General features: G+C 70.6%; 20 protein-coding genes. 13 read left to right on the top strand and 7 right to left on the bottom strand.

The annotated features are described in order from the left end of the window. Positions 1-25: 25 nt before the first annotated feature. The 3 genes from ACK41C_RS19580 to ACK41C_RS19570 all read right to left on the bottom strand — a co-directional run bounded on the left by ACK41C_RS19580 (position 26) and on the right by ACK41C_RS19570 (position 2244). Complete coding sequence (locus ACK41C_RS19580; RefSeq protein WP_409658041.1) at positions 26-688, bottom strand: lytic transglycosylase domain-containing protein; 663 nt, start codon at positions 686-688, stop codon at positions 26-28. Between the two features lie 19 nt (positions 689-707). Continuing rightward, complete coding sequence (locus ACK41C_RS19575) at positions 708-1418, bottom strand: acyl-homoserine-lactone synthase (protein ID WP_409658038.1); 711 nt, start codon at positions 1416-1418, stop codon at positions 708-710. Positions 1419-1485: 67 nt separating this feature from the next. Next, positions 1486-2244 carry a LuxR family transcriptional regulator gene (locus ACK41C_RS19570; RefSeq protein WP_012520248.1) on the bottom strand — a complete coding sequence of 253 codons (759 nt, stop codon included), beginning with the start codon at positions 2242-2244 and terminating at the stop codon, positions 1486-1488. Positions 2245-2452: 208 nt separating this feature from the next. Here ACK41C_RS19570 and ACK41C_RS19565 point away from each other — a divergent pair, with 208 nt between their 5' ends. After that, on the top strand, positions 2453-2866 hold the full coding sequence (locus ACK41C_RS19565; RefSeq protein WP_409658344.1) for a thermonuclease family protein: 414 nt from the start codon (positions 2453-2455) through the stop codon (positions 2864-2866). Between the two features lie 9 nt (positions 2867-2875). Here ACK41C_RS19565 and ACK41C_RS19560 read toward each other — a convergent pair whose 3' ends face one another. From ACK41C_RS19560 to ACK41C_RS19550, 3 genes are all read right to left on the bottom strand, one after another. Further along, on the bottom strand, positions 2876-3895 hold the full coding sequence (locus ACK41C_RS19560; RefSeq protein ID WP_293466326.1) for a ParB/RepB/Spo0J family partition protein: 1020 nt from the start codon (positions 3893-3895) through the stop codon (positions 2876-2878). A gap of 94 nt (positions 3896-3989) precedes the next feature. Then, entirely contained in the window at positions 3990-5195 is a 1206-nt protein-coding gene (locus ACK41C_RS19555) for an AAA family ATPase (protein WP_293466329.1), read from the bottom strand. Positions 5196-6122: 927 nt separating this feature from the next. Next, the gene (locus tag ACK41C_RS19550; protein WP_293466331.1) at positions 6123-7271 is read right to left on the bottom strand and encodes a replication initiation protein; all 1149 of its coding nucleotides are present in this window, start codon (positions 7269-7271) and stop codon (positions 6123-6125) included. A gap of 390 nt (positions 7272-7661) precedes the next feature. Between ACK41C_RS19550 and ACK41C_RS19545 the strand changes: the two genes are divergently transcribed. From ACK41C_RS19545 to ACK41C_RS19500, 10 genes are all read left to right on the top strand, one after another. Further along, positions 7662-7925, top strand: a complete 264-nt coding sequence (locus tag ACK41C_RS19545; RefSeq protein WP_409658032.1) for a hypothetical protein — start codon at positions 7662-7664, stop codon at positions 7923-7925. A 6-nt stretch (positions 7926-7931) separates the two neighbouring features. Then, entirely contained in the window at positions 7932-8696 is a 765-nt protein-coding gene (locus ACK41C_RS19540) for a ParA family protein (RefSeq protein WP_293466337.1), read from the top strand. A gap of 4 nt (positions 8697-8700) precedes the next feature. Further along, a complete protein-coding gene (locus ACK41C_RS19535) occupies positions 8701-9639 on the top strand; it encodes a ParB/RepB/Spo0J family partition protein (protein WP_409658029.1) in 939 nt (312 codons plus the stop codon). Positions 9640-9700: 61 nt separating this feature from the next. Further along, complete coding sequence (locus ACK41C_RS19530) at positions 9701-10624, top strand: toprim domain-containing protein (protein WP_293466342.1); 924 nt, start codon at positions 9701-9703, stop codon at positions 10622-10624. A gap of 62 nt (positions 10625-10686) precedes the next feature. Further along, entirely contained in the window at positions 10687-12672 is a 1986-nt protein-coding gene (locus ACK41C_RS19525; RefSeq protein ID WP_409658025.1) for a ParB/RepB/Spo0J family partition protein, read from the top strand. Positions 12673-12832: 160 nt separating this feature from the next. Continuing rightward, a complete protein-coding gene (locus tag ACK41C_RS19520) occupies positions 12833-17086 on the top strand; it encodes a strawberry notch-like NTP hydrolase domain-containing protein (RefSeq protein WP_409658022.1) in 4254 nt (1417 codons plus the stop codon). 245 nt (positions 17087-17331) lie between these two features. After that, positions 17332-18219, top strand: a complete 888-nt coding sequence (locus ACK41C_RS19515; RefSeq protein ID WP_293469262.1) for an ArdC family protein — start codon at positions 17332-17334, stop codon at positions 18217-18219. Between the two features lie 69 nt (positions 18220-18288). Then, positions 18289-18777 (top strand): GcrA family cell cycle regulator, encoded by a 489-nt coding sequence (locus ACK41C_RS19510; RefSeq protein ID WP_293469264.1) that lies wholly within the window; start codon positions 18289-18291, stop codon positions 18775-18777. A gap of 10 nt (positions 18778-18787) precedes the next feature. Continuing rightward, on the top strand, positions 18788-19411 hold the full coding sequence (locus tag ACK41C_RS19505; RefSeq protein ID WP_409658018.1) for a DUF6927 domain-containing protein: 624 nt from the start codon (positions 18788-18790) through the stop codon (positions 19409-19411). After that, positions 19408-20106 (top strand): RadC family protein, encoded by a 699-nt coding sequence (locus ACK41C_RS19500; protein ID WP_293469268.1) that lies wholly within the window; start codon positions 19408-19410, stop codon positions 20104-20106. The genes ACK41C_RS19505 and ACK41C_RS19500 overlap by 4 nt, the downstream gene beginning before the upstream one ends. A gap of 18 nt (positions 20107-20124) precedes the next feature. Here the strand turns inward: ACK41C_RS19500 and ACK41C_RS19495 are convergent, their stop codons facing one another. Further along, on the bottom strand, positions 20125-20370 hold the full coding sequence (locus ACK41C_RS19495) for a hypothetical protein (RefSeq protein ID WP_293469270.1): 246 nt from the start codon (positions 20368-20370) through the stop codon (positions 20125-20127). A gap of 134 nt (positions 20371-20504) precedes the next feature. Here ACK41C_RS19495 and ACK41C_RS19490 point away from each other — a divergent pair, with 134 nt between their 5' ends. After that, a complete protein-coding gene (locus ACK41C_RS19490; protein ID WP_409658014.1) occupies positions 20505-21083 on the top strand; it encodes an N-acetyltransferase family protein in 579 nt (192 codons plus the stop codon). Between the two features lie 225 nt (positions 21084-21308). Further along, positions 21309-22235 carry a DUF2493 domain-containing protein gene (locus ACK41C_RS19485; protein ID WP_409658011.1) on the top strand — a complete coding sequence of 309 codons (927 nt, stop codon included), beginning with the start codon at positions 21309-21311 and terminating at the stop codon, positions 22233-22235. The last annotated feature ends 34 nt before the right edge of the window (positions 22236-22269 follow it).

Here is a 22269-nt window from a genome sequence, read left to right as displayed (position 1 = left end):
GGATGATCTCCCTTTCTCGATCACGTCAGCGCACCTGCGGCTGTCCGCCGAACACCAGGCGCTCGCCGCCGGCCTGGCGCGCGAAGACGTCCCAGCTAGGTGGGGGCGGCGGCTCGGCCGTCAGTCGAACTGCAGCCGTTGGGGGCTCTGCCCCGGCAGGCGCTGGATCAGCCGGCTGGTCGGCCGCGAGCGCGGGCGCCGCGACAGCAATCGCCGGGACCACGGTCTTGGCGGACGCTTCGACCTTCGCCACGTAGCCGTTCCGGAAGCCGCGGCCAGCGTCCCCGGTGTTGTACAGGGAGAGGGCCACCCGGAGCGCGCCCTGCGGGTCGCTCAAGTCGCGCGACGCCGTCGCATAGTTCGCCTGCAGGACGCGTCCGGCCGCCGCCAGGTTGGCGCAGGGCTCGAAAGCGTCTTCGATGGAGAGCTTCAGCCAGCCGAGGTTCTTGCTGTTGATCTGGCCAAGGCCGAGGTCGAAGTTGGCGCCCGTGCGCAGAAGGGTCTCGGCCATGCGCACGGCCTCGGCCTTGCTGCGCGGCTGGCGAGCCAGTCTCACCCCGCTGTTGACGTTGATGGCGAGGGGGTTGAATCGGCTTTCGGTGCGGACGACCGAGAGCAACGTCTCAGGTGCGACGCCAGGCGCGCACTGCTGCGCCAGAGCCAGGGCCGCGGAAAGCTCGATGAGCATCGGTCCCCCTCCCCTCGGCTCAGGCCGCCAGCCTGGTGGTGAGCGGCGAGGTGACCTCGGCGTCCGGTTGAGCCTCCAGCAGCTGCTCCAACATCCAGACCGGCGCCGAGAAGCGGCCTCTCGCCGGAACCTCCAGCGCGACAGGGTCGCGGACGTTGAAGAGCGCCCGGGTGCGCTCCAGAAGGTCCTCCTCCACGGGCCACGCGACCCCGACCGCCTGACCCTGCCCGTAGGGCTGCGGGAGCCCCAGCGGTTGGGGGGACCAGCCGAGCTCCACGAGCTGACCCAGGAACTTCGTGTCGCAGTAGGTGAGATAGGTCTCGATCAGGCGACTGCGCGCGAACTCCAGCGCCGCGAGGATCAGGGCCCGGCGGGCGCGCACAAGGGTCTTGGGGCGCGCAAGGGTGCCCGGGCACCAGCGCGTCCATTCCCACACGCCGGGCCCGCGAGGAGCCTGGCCGCGTGTCACGGACTGGGGCCAGCACTCCGTCAGCATGCACCGACGCCAGGTGGGCAGCAGGCGCAGGCTGCCCTGGACATCGCCGTTCTCGATCGCCAGGAGGTAGACGGCGGAGACGTCGTCGAACTGGTCCCGCTCCAGCCCATCCCGCCGCGCCAGCTCGGTCCATCCGAGACCGCCGACGAACACCTCGTGACGCTGCCGGTGCATCTGGTCGAGCTCGCGGCCGTAGCGGTCGCGGTTGGCGGCGGTGACGATGTGGACCTTCATCGGCGGACCTCGGCGTGGGTTCAGCCGATGGTTGTGCGGGGCGCCGCAAACGGGCGACCCCGCAAGTCTACGGGGTTGTCGTTTCCAGCAGCCCGAGCAAAAGGGCCTGCGCCACGGCCTGCATTCGGGTGTGGACACCAAGCTTCCGGCACGCGCTCGCCAGGTGTTCGTCCACGGTGCGGGCGGAAAGGCTGAGGATTTGGCCGATCACATAGGAGCTCTTGCCTTCACGGGCCCAGCGCAAGCACTCGATCTGCCGAGCGCTAAGCTTGGCCTTTTGAGGCTCGCCGCCGTCGTTTCTCTGCCGCAGCTTGCGCGCCAGAGACCCGTAGTAGATCGACAGCAGGTGCAGGGCCGCGCGCGTATCCGGCGCGTCCGACGCGAGGCGCTCGCCCATCATCAGCACCGCCGAGACAGAGCCGTCGACGTGGTGCAGCGGCGTCATAAGACCCTCGTTCAGGCCGAAGGAGCGGGCCTCCTCCATGACACGGGCTTCGTCGGGTTTGAGCGCGCCACGCCGGGCGGGAAGGTCGCTCCAGAACAGCGGCTCGGTCGAGCGCAGCATCTCCCGCACGATGGGATCTCGCGCCGCATGGCCCTGGGCTTCGTAATGCGCCTGCCAAGCCGCGTGGGTGCGCCCGAAGGTCACCTCCACGTGACGTTCGCGCAGCGGGTCTGCGATCTGAACGCCTACGAAGACGTCGACGCCCAGCGGCTCCAGCGTCTTGGCGAACACCGCCTCAAGCTCTGGGATGCTCTCGACCTGCTGGGCGTCGTTGATGGTGTCGAAGGCTCTGCGAGCGATATCATGCTCTGGACGCAGCACGGACGAGCTCCTTCGCCGACGCACGCGGCGCGACTGAAGCCTCCAACCCCATCGGCTGTGCCGACGAACAAGGTGTACCCTGGGTTGCGCTACGGCGGCAATACTCTGGCGTGGTTAATTTGCGAATGATTCCTAAGTTGGGCCGTGTACGGCTTGCGAGTCCAGCGGGCGGCCTGCTGTTCCTGGCGAGTTTCGGGCTCCTCGCAGTCTGGGTCGGTCGCAGCTGACCCGGGACATCTCGGCGGCGGCCCCCTCCCCGCCCCCGCTGGCCGGCCCCGCGCGGCCGATCGACGGCGACACGCTGGCGCTAGGCCCGACACGCATCCGGCTCTGGGGCATCGATGCGCCCGAGGCGGACACGCCGCTCGGCCGACAAGCCACGCGCCTGATGTCCGAACTTCTGAGCCAAGGGCCCGTCCGCTGTCTTGATACGGGCGGGCGATCGCACGACCGGATTATCGCGCGATGTCAGGGCGCGGCGGGTGAGGACCTCGCCGAGCAAGTGGTGGCGGCCGGCCTGGCGGTGGACTGGCCGAAATTCTCCGGCGGCCACTACGCGCCCGCGGAATCGGCGGCTCGCAAAGCGCGGCTGGGGCTACACGCGCCGGCGCGGGCGGATTAGCCGGCTGGGTCAGCCGGTCGTCGCAGGCCAGTGCTGGTCCAGGAGGTCGCGAAGCGCGGCTTCCGCGTCCTGGCGCGTCGCGCCGGCGCCCGTCAGGAGCGTGAGGCGGATTTCCTTGCGCCTGCGCTCGTCGACGCGCAGGACCGGCGCGCCGGCCGCGTTGCGCACCACGGCCGCCTCGGCCGATCCTGACTTCTTGGGGGATCCTGACTTCTTGGGGGCGTCCGCGGCCCGTGCAAGCCTTCGGATGATGTCCTGGGGCGACAGGCCCTCCCCTCCCCGCTCCGCAAGCTCGCGCGCGGCTTCAAGAACCCGCGTCCGGCGATCGTCGGGTTTGAGCAGCGGCTTCAGGAAGGTGATGTGCTTGATGCGCAGCGCGTGCGGATCCGGGAAGGCCGCGACCAAGTCGCCCGGCAGCCTCGCCAGGTCCAGGTAGCGGCTCAGCCAAGCCTCGGAGACGTTCAGGCGCTGGGCCATGGTCTTCTGGCGGCCCTCGTAATGGCGATCGAGGGCGCGGAGATAGTCGCGCGCCCGCTCGATGTCGCTGAGGTCGTCTCGCGCGCGGTTCTCCAGGTCGGAGACCCGGAAAGCCTCCTCATCGGTCATCTCGCGGATTTCGACGAGGAACCGGAACTCCGGGTAGTTGTGCGCCCGCAGCCAGCTCACCGACCAGTGCCGGCGAGCCCCGCAAATGACTTCGAAGTCGTAGGCTGGGTCGTCCTTCACGCGCCGGACGATGGCCGGCATCTCCTGGCGGCCCTGCGCCTTCAGGCTCTCGATGAGGTCACCGCAGCGCGCTTCGTCGAGACGGGCGTAATCGCGGTTGTGCTCGGCCCATATCCGACAGCGCGCCGGATCCACCTGCTCCAACGTCCTGGCCACGACCGCGCCCGAGGCCAGCTCCGCCAGACGATTGCTCCGCCCGGCGAGCACGCCGATGCCGAGCCGGCCTTGAGGTTCGGGCGGCGGCGCCTCGATGTCGTCCAGCGCGCCGGCCAATCCGGCGGCGAAGCCGCGATTCTTGCTCATCGCCGTCCCCTCCCCGGCGCAATTGCACGGGTGCAATTTCTGAAGTGCGAGGCCTTTTGCACCCCGTGTCCAGAGGCGCGCTCAATCGTTGCCCTCATGCCAAGCCCTCCTTGCGAAGGCGCCCCGCATGGCTGGGCCAGGTCGCCCGGATATCGACCAGGATCTCGTCGTTTACGCCGTTGAGGTAGGTGAGGCAGCGATCACGCACGGCCTTACTGGTCATGGGGCCGTCGAGCTCGTAGACCGTCATCAGCCGGGCGGTGACGTTGTCGATCTCGGCCGAGTCCTTGAGCGGCGTCCGGATCATCACGTGGCCGAACACCTGCCGCATCAGGGCGATGAGCTCCTTCTGCATCGACTTGTTCTCGTCGACCTTGGAGGCCACGACGCGGATGAAGTTCAGGGCCGGCGCCAGATCACGGGTCGCCAGCTCCTCCAGCGTCTCATCCAGCATCGCCAGGAAGGCGGCCGTCGAGGAGAAGTCCATGACCGTCGGCGGCACGGGCACCACCAAGGCGTTCGCGGCGCGTAGAACCGACAGGGAGATGGCTCCGAGCGCCGGCGGCGGGTCGAGGATCACCACGTCGAAACGGTCGGCGACGGAAGCGATTCCCTGGGCGAGCCGATCCAGCAGACGCCCCCCTCCCCGCGCCATCCGCGCGGCCAGTTCGTACTCGGACTGGAAGAGGCGCAGGTTCGCGGGGATGAGCTCCAGCCCGTCGAAATGCGTCTTCTTCAGCGCATAGTCGAGGGAGGTCATCTCCTCGTAGCGGAGGAATGGGTAGAGGGTCTCGTCCTCGCCCAGGTCGAGGTCGGGCACGTAGCCGAAGAGCGTGGTCGCCGAAGCCTGGCTGTCGCAGTCGATCAGCGCGACACGGTAGCCCTGAATGGCAAGGTATTGGGCGAGATGGACGGAGAGGGTCGACTTGCCGACCCCGCCCTTGAAGTTCTGCACGGCAATGACTGCGCAGGGATCGTCCGGCGCACGCCAGGGCCGGGTGCCAAACACGCCGCGCATGTCGTTGACCTGGGCCAGGGTGTAGCCGACCCGCCGATTGGTTTCGGTTCTCGGCGGCTCGGGCAGCCGACCGTCCTTCTCCGCCTCACGGATCGCCGCAGGTGTGCGGCCGACCAGCCGCGCAGCTTCGCTGATGGAGAACGTCGGCTCGCGTCGGGCGCCCGACCGGGCCGCCCTCGCCGCGTCGCGGAGGTTGGATACGACCGCCGTCGCCCGGCGGGCCAGCTGGGCCACTGGGCCAGCAAGGGAGGCTGCAGGGGTTTCCGCCAGGTTGGTCAACATCAGCTAAGCCTCCTCGCCACTTTCGAAAATCTGCGCGTCGAGCGCAGAAAAGCGAAAGCTGCCGGCAAGACGGTGTATTTTCGCTTGGTAAACCGGTCGTTAACGCTGGTTGGCGAGGAAAGCCCGATTCTGGCATGTTGACGAGACGTCATCCTGACCTCCCGGGGGCGTCAGCGCCCCATCTGACCAGCCAAGCTGAGCGTGGAGCTTAAGTCGATTCCCTCGCGGCGCCTTCGGCCTGACCTTCTGGGGGCCAAGCGTCGAGCAGAGGCCGTGCAGCACCTTGCCCAACGGCGAGTTGGCCGTGAGCGCGGCCGAAGAATTGCACCGGTGCAAGCGACGCCGCCCCTTTCCGCGCCTGTCGCCGCAGCCGGCGCCTTTGTCGGGCCCAGCGATCCGCCGGCTGAAGGGCCGGCCGCATCGGCGCCAACGCCCCGGCGTAGAATGAGCAACATCGATTCTCCTCGCCTCGCGCCGTGGGCAGGTCCGGATTGCACCGGTGCAATTCGGTGATGATCGAGGCCTGAGCCACTCTTCGCCCGAGCCGCCAAGGCGTGATTGCACCGGTGCAATCACGTCTCTGCCGAAGCCTACTGGAAACAGGCTTAGGCGCGCGCTCGCCAACGCATCGCCCCGGCCGAAATGGCAGCGGTGGCCCTTGGAGACTGAACCGCCAGTCTCGCGGCCCCTGACCACCTGGGGGCGTCTAGATCGCCCGCTCTTGCACCGGTGCAATTCGGGCGATCCTGCCATCTGGGCACGCCCCGACCCCGCTCGCTGCCCGAGAACCTCACGCTTGCCGCGGAATAGGGCAGCCCGGGCGGAAGGCCTGCGCCGGAGCTTTGGATGCCGAGCCTCGGTGCGGCCAGCCACGCGTGAACGAGGGCAGGGTAGGGCGCGCGGCAATTGCACCCGTGCAATTGCAGCTCAGGGGCGCCCCCGACGCGCGGCGAACGCTTGGCAGAAGCCGGTCCAGGACTTCACGAGCTTGGCGCCCGAGAGCTTCGTCAGACGCTCGCCCATCTGCTCGCGGTAGGCGCCTGCGATGAGGTCGAGATCCCAGCCCCCGCCATGAACCCGCGCGATCTCGGCGAACGGCTTGGACCAGCGGATCGAGCCCTCCGGGAAGCCGTCTGAGGCGGGCGGCGAAGGCGCCTTCACGCGCGCCGGCACAGCGGCCGGCTCCGGCAGAGCCGTTGCGGGGACCACCACCTCGACCGCATCCTCCCGCCGAGCGCGGCGTCCCGCTGAATGACGCTCGTTCTCAGCCACGGTGGCAAGCTGCTCGGGCGCATCCTTCGGCAGGAAGAAGAACTCGATCTCCACGACAGCCCGGCCGCGGCGGAGCTCGCGCCAGTCCACGGTGAAGTGGGCGAGCTGGTCGATCTCCGCCTTGGCGCGCTCCAGCACCTTGCGCCGCAGCTGCGCGAAGTCCTTGTAGAGTTCGGGCGCAATGCCGAAGGCGGCCCTCAAGGCGGTCATGTCCCCACGCCAGGTGGACTGCCGTCGATGGATCCGCAGGGCGCCCATCTCGTAGAGCCGGAGGGCGTAGGTCGAACGGAAGCCCAGCACCGCCTGGCGGTTCAACACCGCGTAGGTCTCCGACTCCTTGATGAGCCGGCGCGCGTCAGGGGTGAACTCCCATTCGATCCAACCCCGCTCGGCCCCGTCCTCCTCGACCTCTTCGCGTGACGATTGGATCAAGGGAAACCGCTTCGTCGCCTTACGACCCCGCCAGGACAGATCATCGATGGCGAAGAGGGTGCGATGAAGCTCCTCGAGCATGTCGGCGATGCGCTCGTTGCCCTTGTGGCCGCGACGGATGTCGGACTTGCGCATCTTGTGCGCCACCGGCCGCCAGGCGTCGCCGCCCGCCGTCAGGATCATCAGGGCCAGGAGCCGCGACGCCGTCAGGCTCAGCGACTGGCCTTTGACGAACCGGACCTCCACGAGATTGCCGGGCTTGGCGAACTCTTCGCTGTCACGCGCGCGCAAAGCGTGCGCCACCCGCATCGCCCGCCCAGGCTCGCCATCGGCCGCCGCCTCTTCGACAACGATGTCGCTGCTGTCGTCCACGCAGAATCTCTAGAGCTTGACGGCGGCAGCTTTCCTGACCTTCGTTCCCAACGCAAGTCAGGATATGGTCGCAGCATGCCTCAGCCCCCAATCGGTCAGGATGCCCCCTGCGGGTCAGGATAAGTCCCCCGCATGGTCAGGATGACGCCCCCATCCGGTCAGGCGTTCTCCCCCACAAGGTCAGGACTGTGGTTCTAAGTGCTTGTTCCCACAGCATTCTGTCGGCTCTGAATCTGAATCCTGGAATCTCGAAATCACCCGCTGCCTTCGCAGCGGTCGCGTTTAAGGATTGGGGAGGAGAAGGGCGTCCACCGCATGTTTTCCGCTCAAGGTTGCAAAGCCGGTCGCGAAGCACTCAGAATCGAGCGACGGCCACTCTGGAGCCTTCGGATGGACCTCGAACGCTTCCTCCTCGATCACAGGATCAGCGATCTGCTGTCGACCTTCTTCTGGGTCTGGGTGCTGCTCGGCCTGGCGGTCTTCTACCTCTTCTACCGTCTGGGGCTCGCCCGACTGCCGCACCCCGGGGTCGTGGTTCGGAGCGCCGGGCGGGGGATCCTCGCGGTCCTGCTCTTCGTGATCCTCGCACCGTTCATGGCCGGCGGCGGCGTCTATCACCCCGGTCGCGCCTGGGACGACGATCCGGATTGGTGAGCGCGCGTGAAGACCCTCGTCGTCAACAATCAGAAGGGCGGCGTCGGTAAGACGACGCTGGCCGTACACGCCGCCTGGTTCCTCGCGGAGGCGGGCGCCCGGGTGCTGTTCGTCGATCTCGACCCTCAGGGAAACGCCAGCTACAGCCTCGCCGACGCCCGGCAGGCGGGGCCGAGCAGCGTCCTGTTCTTCGAAGCGCCTCCCGCCTTGGGCGAGGCCGCCGGCGTCACCCTTTTCGCCGGGGACCGCGGCCTCGACAGGGTCGACGCCGCCCTCTCCAGCGCCGTGGTCAACTACCGCAACGCCTTCACCCGCCTGGCGGGCCGCTTCGACTACGCCGTGCTCGACACGCCGCCCACCTGGAGCGGGCGCAACTACGCCGCCCTGATGGTGGCCAGCTGCCTTGTCTCGCCCATCGACCTGGAGACCTACGCCCTGCAGGGGGTGAAGCAGCTCTGGGCGCAGAAGGCCACGGTGGAAAAGGGGGCCCGAGGCGGGCGGCCGATCGACTTCCTGGGCCTGCTCCCGTCCCGCTTCCAGAGCAACTCGCCAAGGCAGCGGGAGAACCTCACCGGTCTCCTGCGCGAACAGGGCGCGCGGATCATGTTTCCGGGCCAGGGCGTGCTCACCCAGCGCCAGGGATACGCTGAAGCGCTCGATGTTCGCCAGCCGGTCTGGAAGCTGAAGAAGACCGCCGCTCAGGAGGCCGGGCGGGAGATCCGCCGGGTGCTCGCCACCATCCAGTCGCGCCTCGACGTCGTTCCCGCTTGAGCCCATGTCCCAGTCCGGTTTTCTCGACACCTTCGCCGATCTCAGCGCCGCACTCGGCGCCGCCGCCGATACGGTCATGAGCCTGCCGCTGGACCTCGTCGAGGAGGACCCCGCCAATCCTCGGCAAGCCTTCGACGCAGCCGAGCTGGCGGCTTTGGCCGAAACCCTGAAGGCGCGGGGGCTCAAGCAGCCCATCGTCGTCCGGCCCGCCAATGCGGAGGGGCGCTACGTGATACGCTACGGGGCCCGGCGTTTTCGCGCCGCACGCCTTGCGGGCTTCAGCGAGATCCGCGCTGTGATCGAGGCCGGCGATGTCGACGAGGCCGACGCGCTCACGGACCAGCTGATCGAGAACGAGCAGCGCGCGGCCCTTACGACCGCCGACATGGCCCAGGCGGTCGCGCGCCTGTTGGCCCTCGGCCAGAGCCAGGCGGAGATCGCCCGGCGGCTCGGCCGCGGCAAAGACCTGATCGCGATCTACGCCGCCGTGCCGCAGATGCCGGCCGACCTCCAAAGGTTGGGCGACGTCCTCGGCGCCAGGACGCTGTACGAACTCTGGGGGGCATGGAAGGCCGACGCCAGCAGGACCCAGGCTTGGCTCGCCGGGCGCGATCCCGGACAGGTCACCCAGGCGGCCGCGCGCGCCTTCGCGGGGACCCTCAAGCCCGCCCGCACGGCCAAGCCCCGCGTCTCGGACACCGCATCGCCGGCACCGTTCGACGCCGCTCAGTCCAGGGTCGCCGAGGCTCCAAGCGAGGAGCCCTCCCACCAGGTGAATACCGTCGCAGCGCCGCTCGTGCGGGTCCTCGTCGGCGCGCGGGCGGGGCGATTGGCGCTCGACCGCTCAAGCACGGCCGACGGTGTCTGGGTGGTGTTCGACGGCGCGGCCGAGCTCGTCCCTGCGTCCAAGGTGAAGATCCTGGCTGTGGAGGCGGACCGCTGAAGGGGCAGGGGAGGGCGAGGCTGACGCGAGCGCCCAACGGGCGGGACGCAAGGAGTCTCCCATGTCGCTGAACGCCATCGTCGCCGCCCTGGGCGGCGACCTCTACGCACGGGGGCTGCGGGCCAACATCCCCGCGCCCGGGCATAGCGCCCATGACCGGTCTGTCTCGTTGCGTCTGGTGGATGGGCGGGTGCTCGTCCACGCCTTCAATGGGGCCGACTGGCGCGAGATCCTCGACGACTTGAGGGCGCGCAACCTCATCGACGACCTGAATCGGCCGACCGCGGGCGGGGCCTCGGGGGCGGTGCGCCCAGGCCGCCCAGAGCCATCGGACCGCGACCGGATCGAGGCCGCCCAGCGCCTCTGGGAGGAGGCGCGCCCGATCGATGGCACGCTCTCCGCCCGGCACCTCCAGCTCCGTCAGGTCAAACGCGACCCCCCGGGGCCGGAGGCGCTGCGGCATCATCCCGCCGCGCCGATCTCGGCGTACCGTCGCCGCTCGCCGACCCGGCCCGCGCTGCTCGCGGGGATCCGAAACCCCAATGGCGAGCTGACGGCCGTCGAGATCACCTACCTAGACGCCGATGGACAGCGGACGCGCCGGCTGCGCCTGCCGCGCAAGACGATCGGGGTGATCCAACCGAGCTCGGCCGTTCGGCTGGACGCCGTAGCGAGCGACCTGCTCGTTGGCGAAGGCGTCTTCACCGTCCTGTCGGCCACCGAACGCTTCGGCCGGCCCGGCTGGGCTCTGATGTCGACGCGCAACCTGCGCTCCTGGCGCGCCCCGCAGGGCGTGCGCAGCGTCTGGATCGCCGCCGATCGCGGCAAGGATGGCGAGCGCTCGGCGCGGGAGCTCGCCGAAGCGCTCCGGAGCTCGACGATCGAGGCTCGCATCCTGCTGCCGCCCCGACCCCACGGGGACTGGAACGACCTCGCCCAGGCCGCGGCGAACGGGCGGGCCCGGCGCCACAAAGCAGAAGGGTAGGGCAGGGGAGGGTGCGCCCAAGGGCAGGATGGCCCTCGCCCACGGCGCTGGATACCCGACCCATGACCGACGTCGTCACCCCCACGCCCGCCGCCAGCCAGGTTCACGTGCCGCTCCAGGACCTGGCGCTCGCGCCGGAGAACATCCGCTTCAAGACGCCCGCCGACGAAGGCGTCCCGCAACTGGCCGACACCATCGCCGCGGCCAACGTCGTCATTCCGCTGGCGGTCCGCCCCGGCCGCAAGGGCGAGAAGCCCTTCATGGTGCTGGACGGCCGCCGCCGCCTCTTCGCGCTGCAGCTCCTGCTGGAGACCGGCCGGGTCGACGGATCGTTCCCCGTGAAGTGCGAGCTCTTCGAGACGCGGGAGAGCCAGGCGGCTGCGGCCATGCTCACCAATGTCGAGCGGGCGCCCGTCCACATGGCCGACGTCATCGAAGCCATCGGCAAGATGCGTCGCAAGAAGATGGACACCGCCGCGATCGCCGGCGCGCTCGGCTACGACGAGCTGGAGATCAAGCGGCTTGAGGCGCTCGCCCATGTTCACGGCGATGTTCTGAAGGCGTACCGAAGGGGCGCTTTGACGTTGAAGCAGGTTCGCCTGTTCGCCCGCCTGCCCGACCGCAAGGCCCAGGGCGAGCTCGCCGCCACGGCCCTGCAGGGCTACTTCCACGAATACCAGCTGCATCAGGCGCTGGCCGCCGATCGGGTCACGAGCGAGGACGAGCGGTTCGCCTTGGTGGGGCTCGACCGGTATACGGCCGCGGGGGGGCGGGTCGAGACCGACCTCTTCGGCGAGATGCCCGAACGGCTGCTCGATCCGGAGACGCTGCAGGACCTTTGGCGCGGGCGGGCGCAGCCGCTCGTGGACGCCTTCAAGGCCGCTGGGCTGGCGGTCTACATCGGCCGCGACACCGGCTACCGTGCGCCGGAGGGCTTCGAGACGCTGCCCTATGTCTACCCGGGCGACTTGGACGAGGCGACCAAGGCGCGGCTCGCCGCGGCGCGCCGGGCGGCCGCCGAGACCCTCGCCGCGCTCGACGAAGAGGACCTGGCCGGCGATGAGGCGCCCGCGAAGATCCTGCCGGCCCTGATGGCGAAGATGGAGGTGGCCGCCGCGCCGCTGAAGCGCCTGACGCTCGGTGCGGTCTTGCTGGCGCCGGACCGCGCCGTCGGGGTCAAGGCCGAGTTCTTCGGCGCGCCGGCGGCGATCGACGAGGCGCAAGAGGACGAGGCGCAGGAGGCCGAGGACCAGGCGGAGGCCGGCGCCCCCTACGAGCCGGACATCGAGGTGCCGGTGATCGAGGTTGAGGTGGACGGCGCAAGCCACGCGCTGCATGAGACCCGGACCGACGTGGCCACCCGGGGCTTGATCCGGGACCTCGCCGACAACCCGGGCGCCGCCCTCGTCGCCCTGATCGCGCAGCTCTTCAAGCACCTTGCGCTTCATGGCCCGGTCTATCAGGGCGAGTCGGCGCTGGTGATTTCCGCCACCGGCTATCGGCGGGGGCAGACGCCTGCGATCCCCGCCCTCGACGGCGAGGTGCGGAGCCGGCTCGACCAGCGCCGCGCCGCCTATCTGGCGTCCAACCTTCGCCCGATCGCCTGGGTGGAGAGCCTGCCGCACGGCGAGCGCATGGCCCTCCTGGCGGAGCTGGTGGCCATCAGCCTCAATGTTCGGGAGGAGCGGACGACCAGCCTGCGCCGGTCCGCGCGGGCCGAGGCGGCCGAGATCGCCGAGCTCTGCGGGGCGGACATCGCGGCGCACTGGACGCCGGACAACGACTACCTCTCCGTCCACCCCAAGAAGCAGCTGCTCTCGCTTCTGGACGACATGGGCGTCGACGACCCGCGGGTGAAGACGCTGAAGAAGGAGGAGCTGGTCGCCTTCGTGGCCGAGGCCGCCGCCGAGCGGCAGTGGGCCCCCTCGGTGCTCTCCTGGAACGCCGCGCCGCCGAGCGACGACGTCCCGGACGCGGAAGCGGCGAGTGATTCCGACGCGCCCGAGGATCGGCCTGGGGACGGGCTGCCGGAGCAGGCGGCGGCCTGATGCGCTGAGCGCCCCTGAGCGCCCCACCGGCCCCGCCGGTGGGGCGTCTTGCTTTGGCGCTCGCCGATCTGACGGAAAGGGGAAGGGGAGGGAAGGCGGCCGGCGAGCCCGCGGGAGAGGAGGGAGGCGCCCTCCGCCGCGGGCGATCAGGACCTCCCAAATGAACGCCCCCCTTCCGCTCTTCGGCGCCGCTCCCGCCGGCGACAAGGCCGCCAACACCCTGGCCGCGGCGCGCGCGCTGGCTCCTCAGCTCAACCGGTCCCGAGCCCTGGACCGCCGACTGCTCGCCGCGACCCTGACCACGTCGTTCGGCGGCTCCGACACCGACGGCGCCTGGCTCTGGCGCGACGCCTATGACGCGGTGGAAGCCGCGCTGGTCCTGCAGCTTCGCCGGCTGGCCCCGCAGCTCGCCCGGCTGGAGGACGCGCCAGCCGAGATCATCGCCCTGCTCAGCGATCTCAGCGCGCTCACCCTGACCCATTCGCGGCGCAGCGAAGAGCAGGTGGCGCTCGACCAGTTCTCATCGCCGCCGGCGCTCGCGGCGATGGCCGTGGCCGCCGCCCAGGTGCGGCCGGGCGACCGCGTGCTCGAGCCCTCGGCGGGCACCGGACTGATGGCGGTCATCGCAGAAGCCTGCGGCGCGCACCTGACGCTCAACGAGCTCGCGCCGCATCGCGCGGCCCTGCTCGAAGGGCTGTTCCCGGACGCCGCGCCGACGCGGCACGACGCGGTGCATTTGAAGGACCTCCTGCCGCTCGCCGGCAGCTTCGACGCCGCCCTCGTCAATCCGCCGTTCCAGCACCTGGAGCGGCATCTGCACGCCGCCCTCGATTGCCTGGCGACCGGCGGCCGGCTCGCCGCCATCGTGCCAGCGCGCCTGTTCGAGGACCGGGCCGCCTTGCAGGCGCTGCAGGGCCGCGGCGACCTCGTGGCGGCCGTCGCCTTTCCTCCGCTGGCCTTCGCCAAGCATGGCACGTCGGTCGAGGTGGGCCTGCTGGTGCTCGACCGGGCCGACGCGGCCGGCGCACAAAGAGTCGAGGTGCGGTCCGTCGACACCTTGGCGGAGGCGGCCGAGGTCGTGACGGCGCTCGCCCCACGGCTGACCGCCAAGCCCAGGACCTTCCGCGCCGCCGCCGCCCCGGCCTTCCTGGCGCCCCGGGCCCGAGCGATGGCCGGTGCCGCGAACCGGCTCAGTTTCCTCAGCGGCAGCGCCCCGGTGGCTTACGCCACGATCCCGTGGCGTGGCCCCGGACGCGATGTCGGCCTCTATCAGGCCTACCAGGTGAGCCGGCTCGAAGCGGCCGGCGCCCAGCCGCACCCGTCGCCCCTGGTGGAATCGGCGGCCATGGCTTCGGTCGCCCCGCCGGCGCCGAGCTACCGGCCCGTCCTGCCCCCGCCGGTCGTCACGGAGGGCTTGATCTCCGACGCCCAGCTGGAAACCGTCATCTACGCCGGGGAGGCGCACGCGCGTCTCCTGCCCGGCTGGTGGACCTTGACCGAGGCGCCCCATCAGTTGGCGCTGGCGCGGGAAGACGTTCCCGGCGCCTTCCAACTGCGCTGCGGCTTCATGCTCGGCGACGGCACCGGCTGCGGCAAGGGGCGGCAGGCCGCCGCGGTCATCGCCGACAACATGGCGCAGGGACGGCTTCGTGCGCTGTGGATCTCCAAGAACGACCACTTGCTGGAGGACGCGCGCCGCGACTGGTCGGCGATCGGCGGCGCAGCGCGCGAGATCGTTCCGCAGAGCGCGTGGAAACAGGGCGACGCCATTCGCCTCGACCGCGGCGTGCTCTTCACGACCTACGCCACGCTCCGCCAGCCCGGCCGCGGCGACAAGCCCTCGCGCCTCGAGCAGATCATCGCGTGGCTCGGCGAGGACTTCGACGGCGTCATCGTGTTCGACGAGGGGCACGCCATGGCCAACGCCGCCGGCGGCGGCAAGGGGGCGCGGGGCCCGAAGAAGGCCTCGCTCCAGGGCATGGCCGGTCTGGCGCTGCAGAACCGCCTGCCGCTGGCGCGCGTGATGTATGTCAGCGCCACCGGCGCCACGACGCCGGAGAACCTCGCCTACGCCGCGCGGCTCGGCCTGTGGGGCGGCGCGGCCGCGCCGTTCCCCACCCGGGACGCCTTCATGGACGCGGTGGAGAAGGGCGGCGTGGCCGTCATGGAGCTGATCGCGCGCGAGCTGAAGGCGCTTGGCCTCTACATCGCCCGCTCCCTGTCGTTCGAAGGCGTGGAGTACGAGGCGGTGCGCCATGCGCTCACCCCGCAGGACATCGAGATCTGGAACGCGTGGGCCGAAGCCTACCAGGTGATCCATCAGAACCTGCGTGCGGCGCTCGAGGCGGTCGGCGTCACCGAGGATGGCAAGCCGAAGAGCGGCCAGGCCGCCTCGGCGGTGATGTCCGCTTTCGAGGGCGCGAAGCTGCGTTTCTTCGGCGCGCTGTTGTCCGGTCTGAAGGCGCCAACCCTGATCGCCTCGATCCGCGACGACCTCGCCCACGGGCGCTCGGCCGTGGTGCAGATCGTGTCCACCCATGAGGCGGTGATGGAACGGCGGCTGGCCGAGATCCCGCCGGAGGAGTGGAACAACCTCGCCGTGGACCTGACGCCGAAGGATCAGGCGCTGGACTACCTCAAGGGGGCCTTCCCGGTGACCGCCATGGAAAGCATCGAGGACGAGGACGGCGCCGTCACGCTGCGGCCGCTGATCGTCGACGGCCGGCCGGTGCTCAGCCAGGAGGCGCTGCGCCTGCGCGAAGCCCTGATCACCGAACTTGCCTGCCTGCCGGCGGTCCCTGGCGTGCTGGACGCTTTGCTCGACGCCTTCGGACCCGACCAGGTCGCGGAAATCACCGGACGGTCCCGGCGGGTCGTCGCCCGTGACGGCCGTCGCGTGGTCGAGCGCCGCAGCGCCTCGGCCGCCCGCGCCGAGACGGACGCCTTCATGACCGGCCGCAAGCGCATCCTGGTGTTCTCCGACGCCGGCGGTACGGGTCGGAGCTACCACGCGGACCTGAACTGCGGGAACACGGAGCGTCGCCGCCACTATCTGGTCGAGCCGGGCTGGCGAGCCGACGTGGCCATCCAGGGACTCGGCCGCTCGCACCGCACCAACCAGGCGAGCGCCCCGCTCTTCTGTCCGGTGACCACGGACATCCACGGCGAGAAGCGCTTCACCTCGACCATCTCGCGACGGCTGGACAGCCTGGGCGCCCTGACCAAGGGCGAGCGGCGCACGGCCGGACAGGGGCTCTTCCGCGCCGAGGACAACCTGGAAAGCCCGTGGGCCCGGCGCGCGCTGCAGGCCTTCTATGTGGCGCTGCATTGGGGCGACGTGGCGGCCATGGACCGGGAGACGTTCGAGGCCAAGACCGGCCTGCACCTGCTGGACGCCGAGGGCGGGTTGAAGGCGCCTGAGGACCTTCCGCCGATGAACACCTTCCTGAACCGCATGCTGGCGCTCAGAATCGAGGATCAGAACGCCCTGTTCGAAGCCTTCGAGTCGCTGCTCGCCGGCATTCTCGAGCGGGCTGCGGCGGCGGGCGCCCTTGACCGGGGCCTGGAGGACATCGACGCCGACGACGTCAGCCTCCTGGCCGAGGAGGTCGTCCGCACCGACGCCACAACCGGCGCGGAGACCAAGCTCGTGACCTTCGCGATCCGCACGCGGCGGGAGTTGGCCAGCGCGGACGACGCCCGGCGCGGCCAGGACGAAGCGGCGCTTCGTTACGCCGTCAACGCCAAGTCCGGCCGCGCCGCCCTCGTCGTGCAAGGCCTGACGACGACCGACGATCAAGATCGCCTGGTGCCCGCGGTGCGGCTCATCCGGCCAGAGAAGCGGTCGCTGCTCACGCGGAAAACATTTGAGGAGTCCGCCTGGGAGGACACGGATGAAAGCCGCTGGCGCGAGGCGTGGGAGGCTGAGCTGGCCGAGGCCGATCCCTGGCGCACGCGGGAGCTGATCCTCGCCACCGGCCTGCTGTTGCCGGTGTGGAGCAGCCTTCCCGACCAGCGCACCTATGTCCGCCGCCTCAAGGCGCCGGACGGCCGCCGCTGGCTCGGACGCGTCCTCGAGCCAAGCGACGCGGCCAAGTTGAAAGTGGCGCTTGGGCTCAGCGACGTGGCGACGGCCGTGGGCGATGGCGCCAGCGCGGCGCACTTGGTCTTGCGCGAGAACACCTCGATCGCCTTGGCGGGCGGGTTCTGGCTGCGCCGGGCGAAGGTGATGGACCGGTTTCGGCTGGAGGTCGTAGGCGCCGCCCCGCAGCGCTCCGCCTTCCAGGCCCTCGGCTGCTTCGTGGAGATCATCGCCTACACCCCCAGGGTCTTTGTCCCGGTCGACAAGCCGGAGGTGCTGACGGCGGTGCTCGGCAAGTGGCCGCCGCAGACCCTGCTCAGCGCCGCCGCCTGATCGGGCCGCGCCGAGTTTGGTCAAACAAACATCCCGTGGGACGTCACGCCGGGACGGCGCGGGAACCAGATCCCGCGCTCGCGGTTCATCGGTGCGGCGGCGCCTTCACTTGCGGCCGGCGCCGCCAACGACCCGCCCCCGGTCTGACCCGCCGGGGGTTTTTCGTGGGTGGAGCGCGAAAGGGAAGGGGAGGGCCCGGGTGGGCGAGCGCGGGCGGTCCCGCGCGGACCTGCAGGAGCTCTCCCATGACCAATCCCCTCGAACCCCTGATGGCCGACATCATCGGGCGCATCGAACGCGGCGTGCCCCCGTGGCGTCAGCCGTGGGCCAGCGGCGGCGAGCCCAGCCTGCCGCGGCGTGCGGACGGCGAGCCCTTCAGCGGCAGCAACGCCTGGCTCCTGGCCTTCGTCGGCGCTGAGCGCGGCTACGCCTCGCCCTATTGGTTCACCTTCCGCCAGGCCCTGAGCCTCGAAGCGCCGGTGCGTAAGGGCGAGCGAGGAACGCCGGCGGTGCTCTATAAGACCCGTGTGGTGGAGCCAGAGGGCGGCCCGGTCGAGTCGAGCGGCGAGGATGCGGCGCGCGTTCTTCGCTACCTTCGCGGCTACACCGTCTTCAACGCCGAGCAGCTCTGCGACTGCCCGAGCCGCTATCTGGCCGCTCCGGCCGTGGACCCGGCAATCCGAAGCGCGACGATGAACCGCGTGCTCGACGCCGTCCCGGCGACGGTCGAGCTCGGCGGCGGCATGGCCGCCTATCTCCGCGACCGCGACGTCATCCGACTGCCCGCCCCAGAAGCCTTCGACAGCGTCGACGACTTCCTGTCGACCAAGGCTCACGAGCAGCTGCACTGGTCCGGCGCGGCCCATCGCCTGAACCGCGCCTTCGGCCAACGGTTCGGCGACGCGGCCTATGCTTTCGAGGAGCTCGTGGCCGAGATCGGCGCCGCCGCGCTCGGCCTGCGGATCGGGCTGCGGCCGCAGCTTCTCGACAGCCATGCGGCCTATCTGGCGCATTGGGCTGGCCTGCTTCGCGAGCGCCCTGGCGCGCTGCTGGAGGCCTCGGGCCACGCCCAGAAGGCTGTGGACTACCTGCTCGCGTTCAGCACGCCCGAGGCGGTCCAGGCGGCGGCCTGAGGAGGGGAAAGGAAGGGAGGGGAGAGGCGCGCTCACTTCGGGGCGCGGACACGAAGAAGGCCTCTCCCCATGTTCGAGCATTGGACCGACGAACGCGTCGATCGGCTGAAGTCCCTCTGGAAGGACGGGCTCAGCGCCTCACAGGTGGCCCGGGCGCTCGGCGGCGTCACGCGCAACGCCGTGATCGGCAAGCTCCATCGCCTGAAACTTACCGGGTCCAGGCCCGCGACGACACGGCCGCGGCGGACGGCCGCGATCCGGCCGGCGCGCCCGACAGGGCGGCGCATGCGGGCTCGCCCAGCTTGCGCGCCGGCGCCGATCGTGGTGGCGGCGCCGGAAGGACCTGGCCTCTTCCGCTCCTTCGCGGAGCTCAAGCCGCGGTGCTGCAAGTGGCCGATCGGGGATCCGCTCGAGGGCGACTTCAGCTTTTGCGGTCGACCCACGGACGGCCGGCCCTACTGCGCCGGCCACCATCAGGCGGCGCACCCGCCGCGCAAGGCGCCGCCGATCTCGGCGGATCCCCTGGTCCGCCGGGCTCTGGCCGGCGAACGGGTCTGAGGAGGCGGCGATGGGATGGACCTATGCCTTTCAGCGCCCCGCCGACCCCAAGGCTCACCTCGACGCACGCCTGACCTGGTCGGATGGGCGTGGCGCCCGGCGAGTGCTGGACTCGGCCATCGTTCGACTACGGGTCTACTACGCAGCGGTCGAGCATATCGCCCCGGACGGGGACCGGCAGGTCTGGGCCGCCGTCTTCCTCGTGGATTTCCGCCGCAGGGCGGACGGTCTGGCGTTCGGCTACAAGGACATGACCGAGCACATGGGGCCCGTGGAGAGCGACTGCCCCGAGCGCATCCTGCGCCGCCTCACCCCGCTCAGCGATGCGGAGGACCCGCAAGGTTGGGCCCGCGCCTGGCGCGAGCGGTGCTGGGCGTCCATCAACGCCCGGCGGTCGCTTCGCCTCTACGACGGCGCGCTTGTGCGCACGCGCGCGCCGTACGCGCTCCCGAGCGGCGACTGCGATCGCTTCACGGCCGTGCGGGCCGGCCGGTCCTGGCGATTTCGCGCCGGCACGGACGGTCGGCTCTACCGCCTGCGCGGCTACCAGACACTGATCGCGTCCGTCGGCGAGGCGCCTCCTCCAGAGGGTTCAGCGCCTTCAACCTTCGCTGTCCAAGGGAGCCGTTCATGACGGCGCCCGAACCCTCGGCGCTGGCCGAGGCCCAGGCGCGCTTCGCCGGCGCAGGGCCGGCGGCGCTGCCCTTCGCGCGCGCCCCAAGGCTGGACAGCCTGCCTGAGGGCGAGACCCTGACGCTCCTCCTGCGTCGTTCGGGGGCCGCCCATCCGGAGGTGCTGAGCGAAGCGCTGCTCGCGCGATTCGGCTGCATCGCCCGCGTGCTGGGCGCCACGCTGCCTGAGCTCCTGCAGGTCGTGCCGGCCGACGTGGCCCTCGATCTCCAACTGCTGCAGGAAGCGACCCGGCGCGTCCTGGAATTTCCAATCCTGCGCCGCCCTCTGCTGGCGTGTTTCTCGGCGGTGGAGACCTACCTCCGGCACCGAATGGCGGGGCTCGCGCGGGAGGAGTTCCGGGTGCTGTTCCTCGATCGGGCCAACCAGCTGATCGCCGACGAGCTGATGGGAGAGGGGACGGTCGATCATGCGCCCGTCTATCCTCGGGAGGTCGTCCGCCGCGCCCTGGAGCTGAACGCCAGCGCCTGCTGCCTCGCCCATAATCATCCGACCGGGAACCCATCGCCGTCGCAGGCCGACATCGCCGTCACGCGCCAAGTGGTCGAGGCGGCGCGGGCCCTGAACATCGCGGTCCACGACCACTTCCTGGTGGCGGGCGACGTGGTCGTCAGCTTCCGCGCCCAAGGGCTGATGTAGCCGAGACGGCGGCGCCGTTCAGCCGATGACGATCGGCTCGAGGGCGGCGAGCCGATGCCTTGCGGGCGTGACCTCGCGCCAGCGCCCGTCGGGATCCTGTTCGAGCACCTCGATGGGCCGGCCCCGCACCTGCGCCACGGAGACCACGGCGATCGCCGCGCCGACGGCCTGGGACCGGTCGGCGAAGGCCCCGATGCGGCGCCTTGCGCAGCGAAGCGTCCAGTGACGCTCCCGGGGAACGAGGAAGTAGCGGACCTTCGCCATGCGGCTGCTCCGGGTGGCCTCGAGCACTATAATCCACATTCAACCTACCGCGGGCAAGCCGGGTTGCAGCGGCACGCCTGCAAGGAGCTTGAGCTTCGGTGGCGCGGCGGCCGCTTGCGACCTAGCTAGCGCGCATGGACGACGCAGACCTCCAGGTGCGGCCGGTGACGGAGGCGACCTGGGCCGACCTCGAGCGGCTTTTCGAAGGCCGCGGTGGGCCCAAGTACTGCTGGTGCATGGCCTGGCGGCCCATGGAGAACCGCGCCTCGGCCCGCCCCGAGGCGCGCAAGTCGGCGCTGCGCGCGCGGGTCGCGGCCGGAACGCCGATCGGCCTCATCGGCTATCTCGCCGGTGAGCCCGTCGCCTGGTGCTCGGTCGGGCCACGGGAGAGCTTCACCCGATTGCGGCCCGATCAGGACGGCGCCGAGCCTGGCGTCTGGTCGGTGACCTGCTTCTTCATCCGGCGCGATCATCGCGGCCGCGGCCTCACCGGCCGGCTGCTCGAGGCGGCGGCCGACTATGCCCGCGCGCACGGCGGGCGCATCCTCGAGGCCTATCCGGTCGATCCGGAGTCTCCCAGCTATCGATTCATGGGCTTTCGGGCGCTCTACGCGACCCACGGCTTCGAGGCGGTGGGCCGGGCCGGGTCCCGGCGCCACGTGGTCCGGCGGAGGCTTCGGGCGGAGGCCGGCCGAGGAAAGGCGGCGCCCTGAAGCGGGCCGTCGGCCGGGATCATCGGTGAGGCCGGGTCGCCGCGCCGGTCGAGACTGGACCTTGCCCCAAGGCCGGCGGGCTTCAAGGGCGGCCCTTCGGGCCGTCGCCGGCGATCCGCTGGCGCGGCCCCTTGAGGCCCGCCAGCCCCGGGGCCCGGGCGGTCCAGAGGCGCGGCCAGGAAGCCGGCCTCCCGGAGCTTCTCCGGCGTCCCGAAAGGCCCGATCATGTCCCTTCTCCTCACCCCCGACCTCACCACCTTCGACGGCGTCTGCGCGGCGGCCCACGACGGCCGCGACCATCCCGAGCGCGAAGCCCTGGAGCAGCTCGGCGAGGCGCTGATGACCGAAACCCTCGACGTGATCGTCGACACCGCCCTGGAAGATTTTCAGACGACCATCGCCGAAGGCCTCATCGGGGCCTTCCAGTCGATCGCGCTGCGGCTCCAGCGCGAGTGCGACCGCGCGGCCGACGAGGTGAAGCGGCTCACCCGCGATTTCGACGGCTCGGAGATCGCCGACGTCGAACTGCAGGACGCCACGCGCAAAGCCCATGCAGCCGAAGCCGCCGTCCAGGCCGTGGAGCTGATCCGCGACCGGGCGAGCGACACCTACACCCTGGTCACGGGCGAGATCTGGTCCCCCTGGCGCGGCAGCGTGCGCCGGACCGCTTCGACCGCAGCCCAGATCGACGCGCGCGAGGCGCTGCGGGCCAAGCGCGCCCGCGCCCAGGCCGCCGTCGAGCCGGGCGCCCAGGTGGTGGCGTTCCGCGGCTCGCCCAAGGCCGACACCCAGGTCGACGCCGGCCGCATCTTCGACGCCCTCAATTGGGCGCTTGGCAAATGGCCGCAGATGAAGCTCGCCACCACGAGCCTGAACGGGGCCGAACGGCTGGCCATGCAATGGGCCCGGCAGAAGGGCGTCGACCACATCGCCGCCAAGCCGGACTTCGACCAGTTCCGCACCGCCGCGCCGTTCCGGGCCAACGACGACATGCTCGCCCTGGAGCCGGTCGTGGTGCTGACCCTGGCCAACAGCCTGGATGCGGGCCGGGCCGGCGAGCTCAAGCCCTTCGGCCCGGCGCTCAACCTCGGACAGAAAGCCGTGGAGCTCGGCGTGCGCCATGTGGCGATCAGCGGACGCCGAGCGGGATAGGCGCAGCGCGGCGGCTCGGGCGAGCCGCCGCTTC

It is taken from the genome of Phenylobacterium sp. (assembly GCF_046290725.1).
Taxonomy (GTDB): Bacteria; Pseudomonadota; Alphaproteobacteria; order Caulobacterales; family Caulobacteraceae; genus Phenylobacterium.
This window is presented reverse-complemented; position numbering and strand designations above follow the sequence as displayed.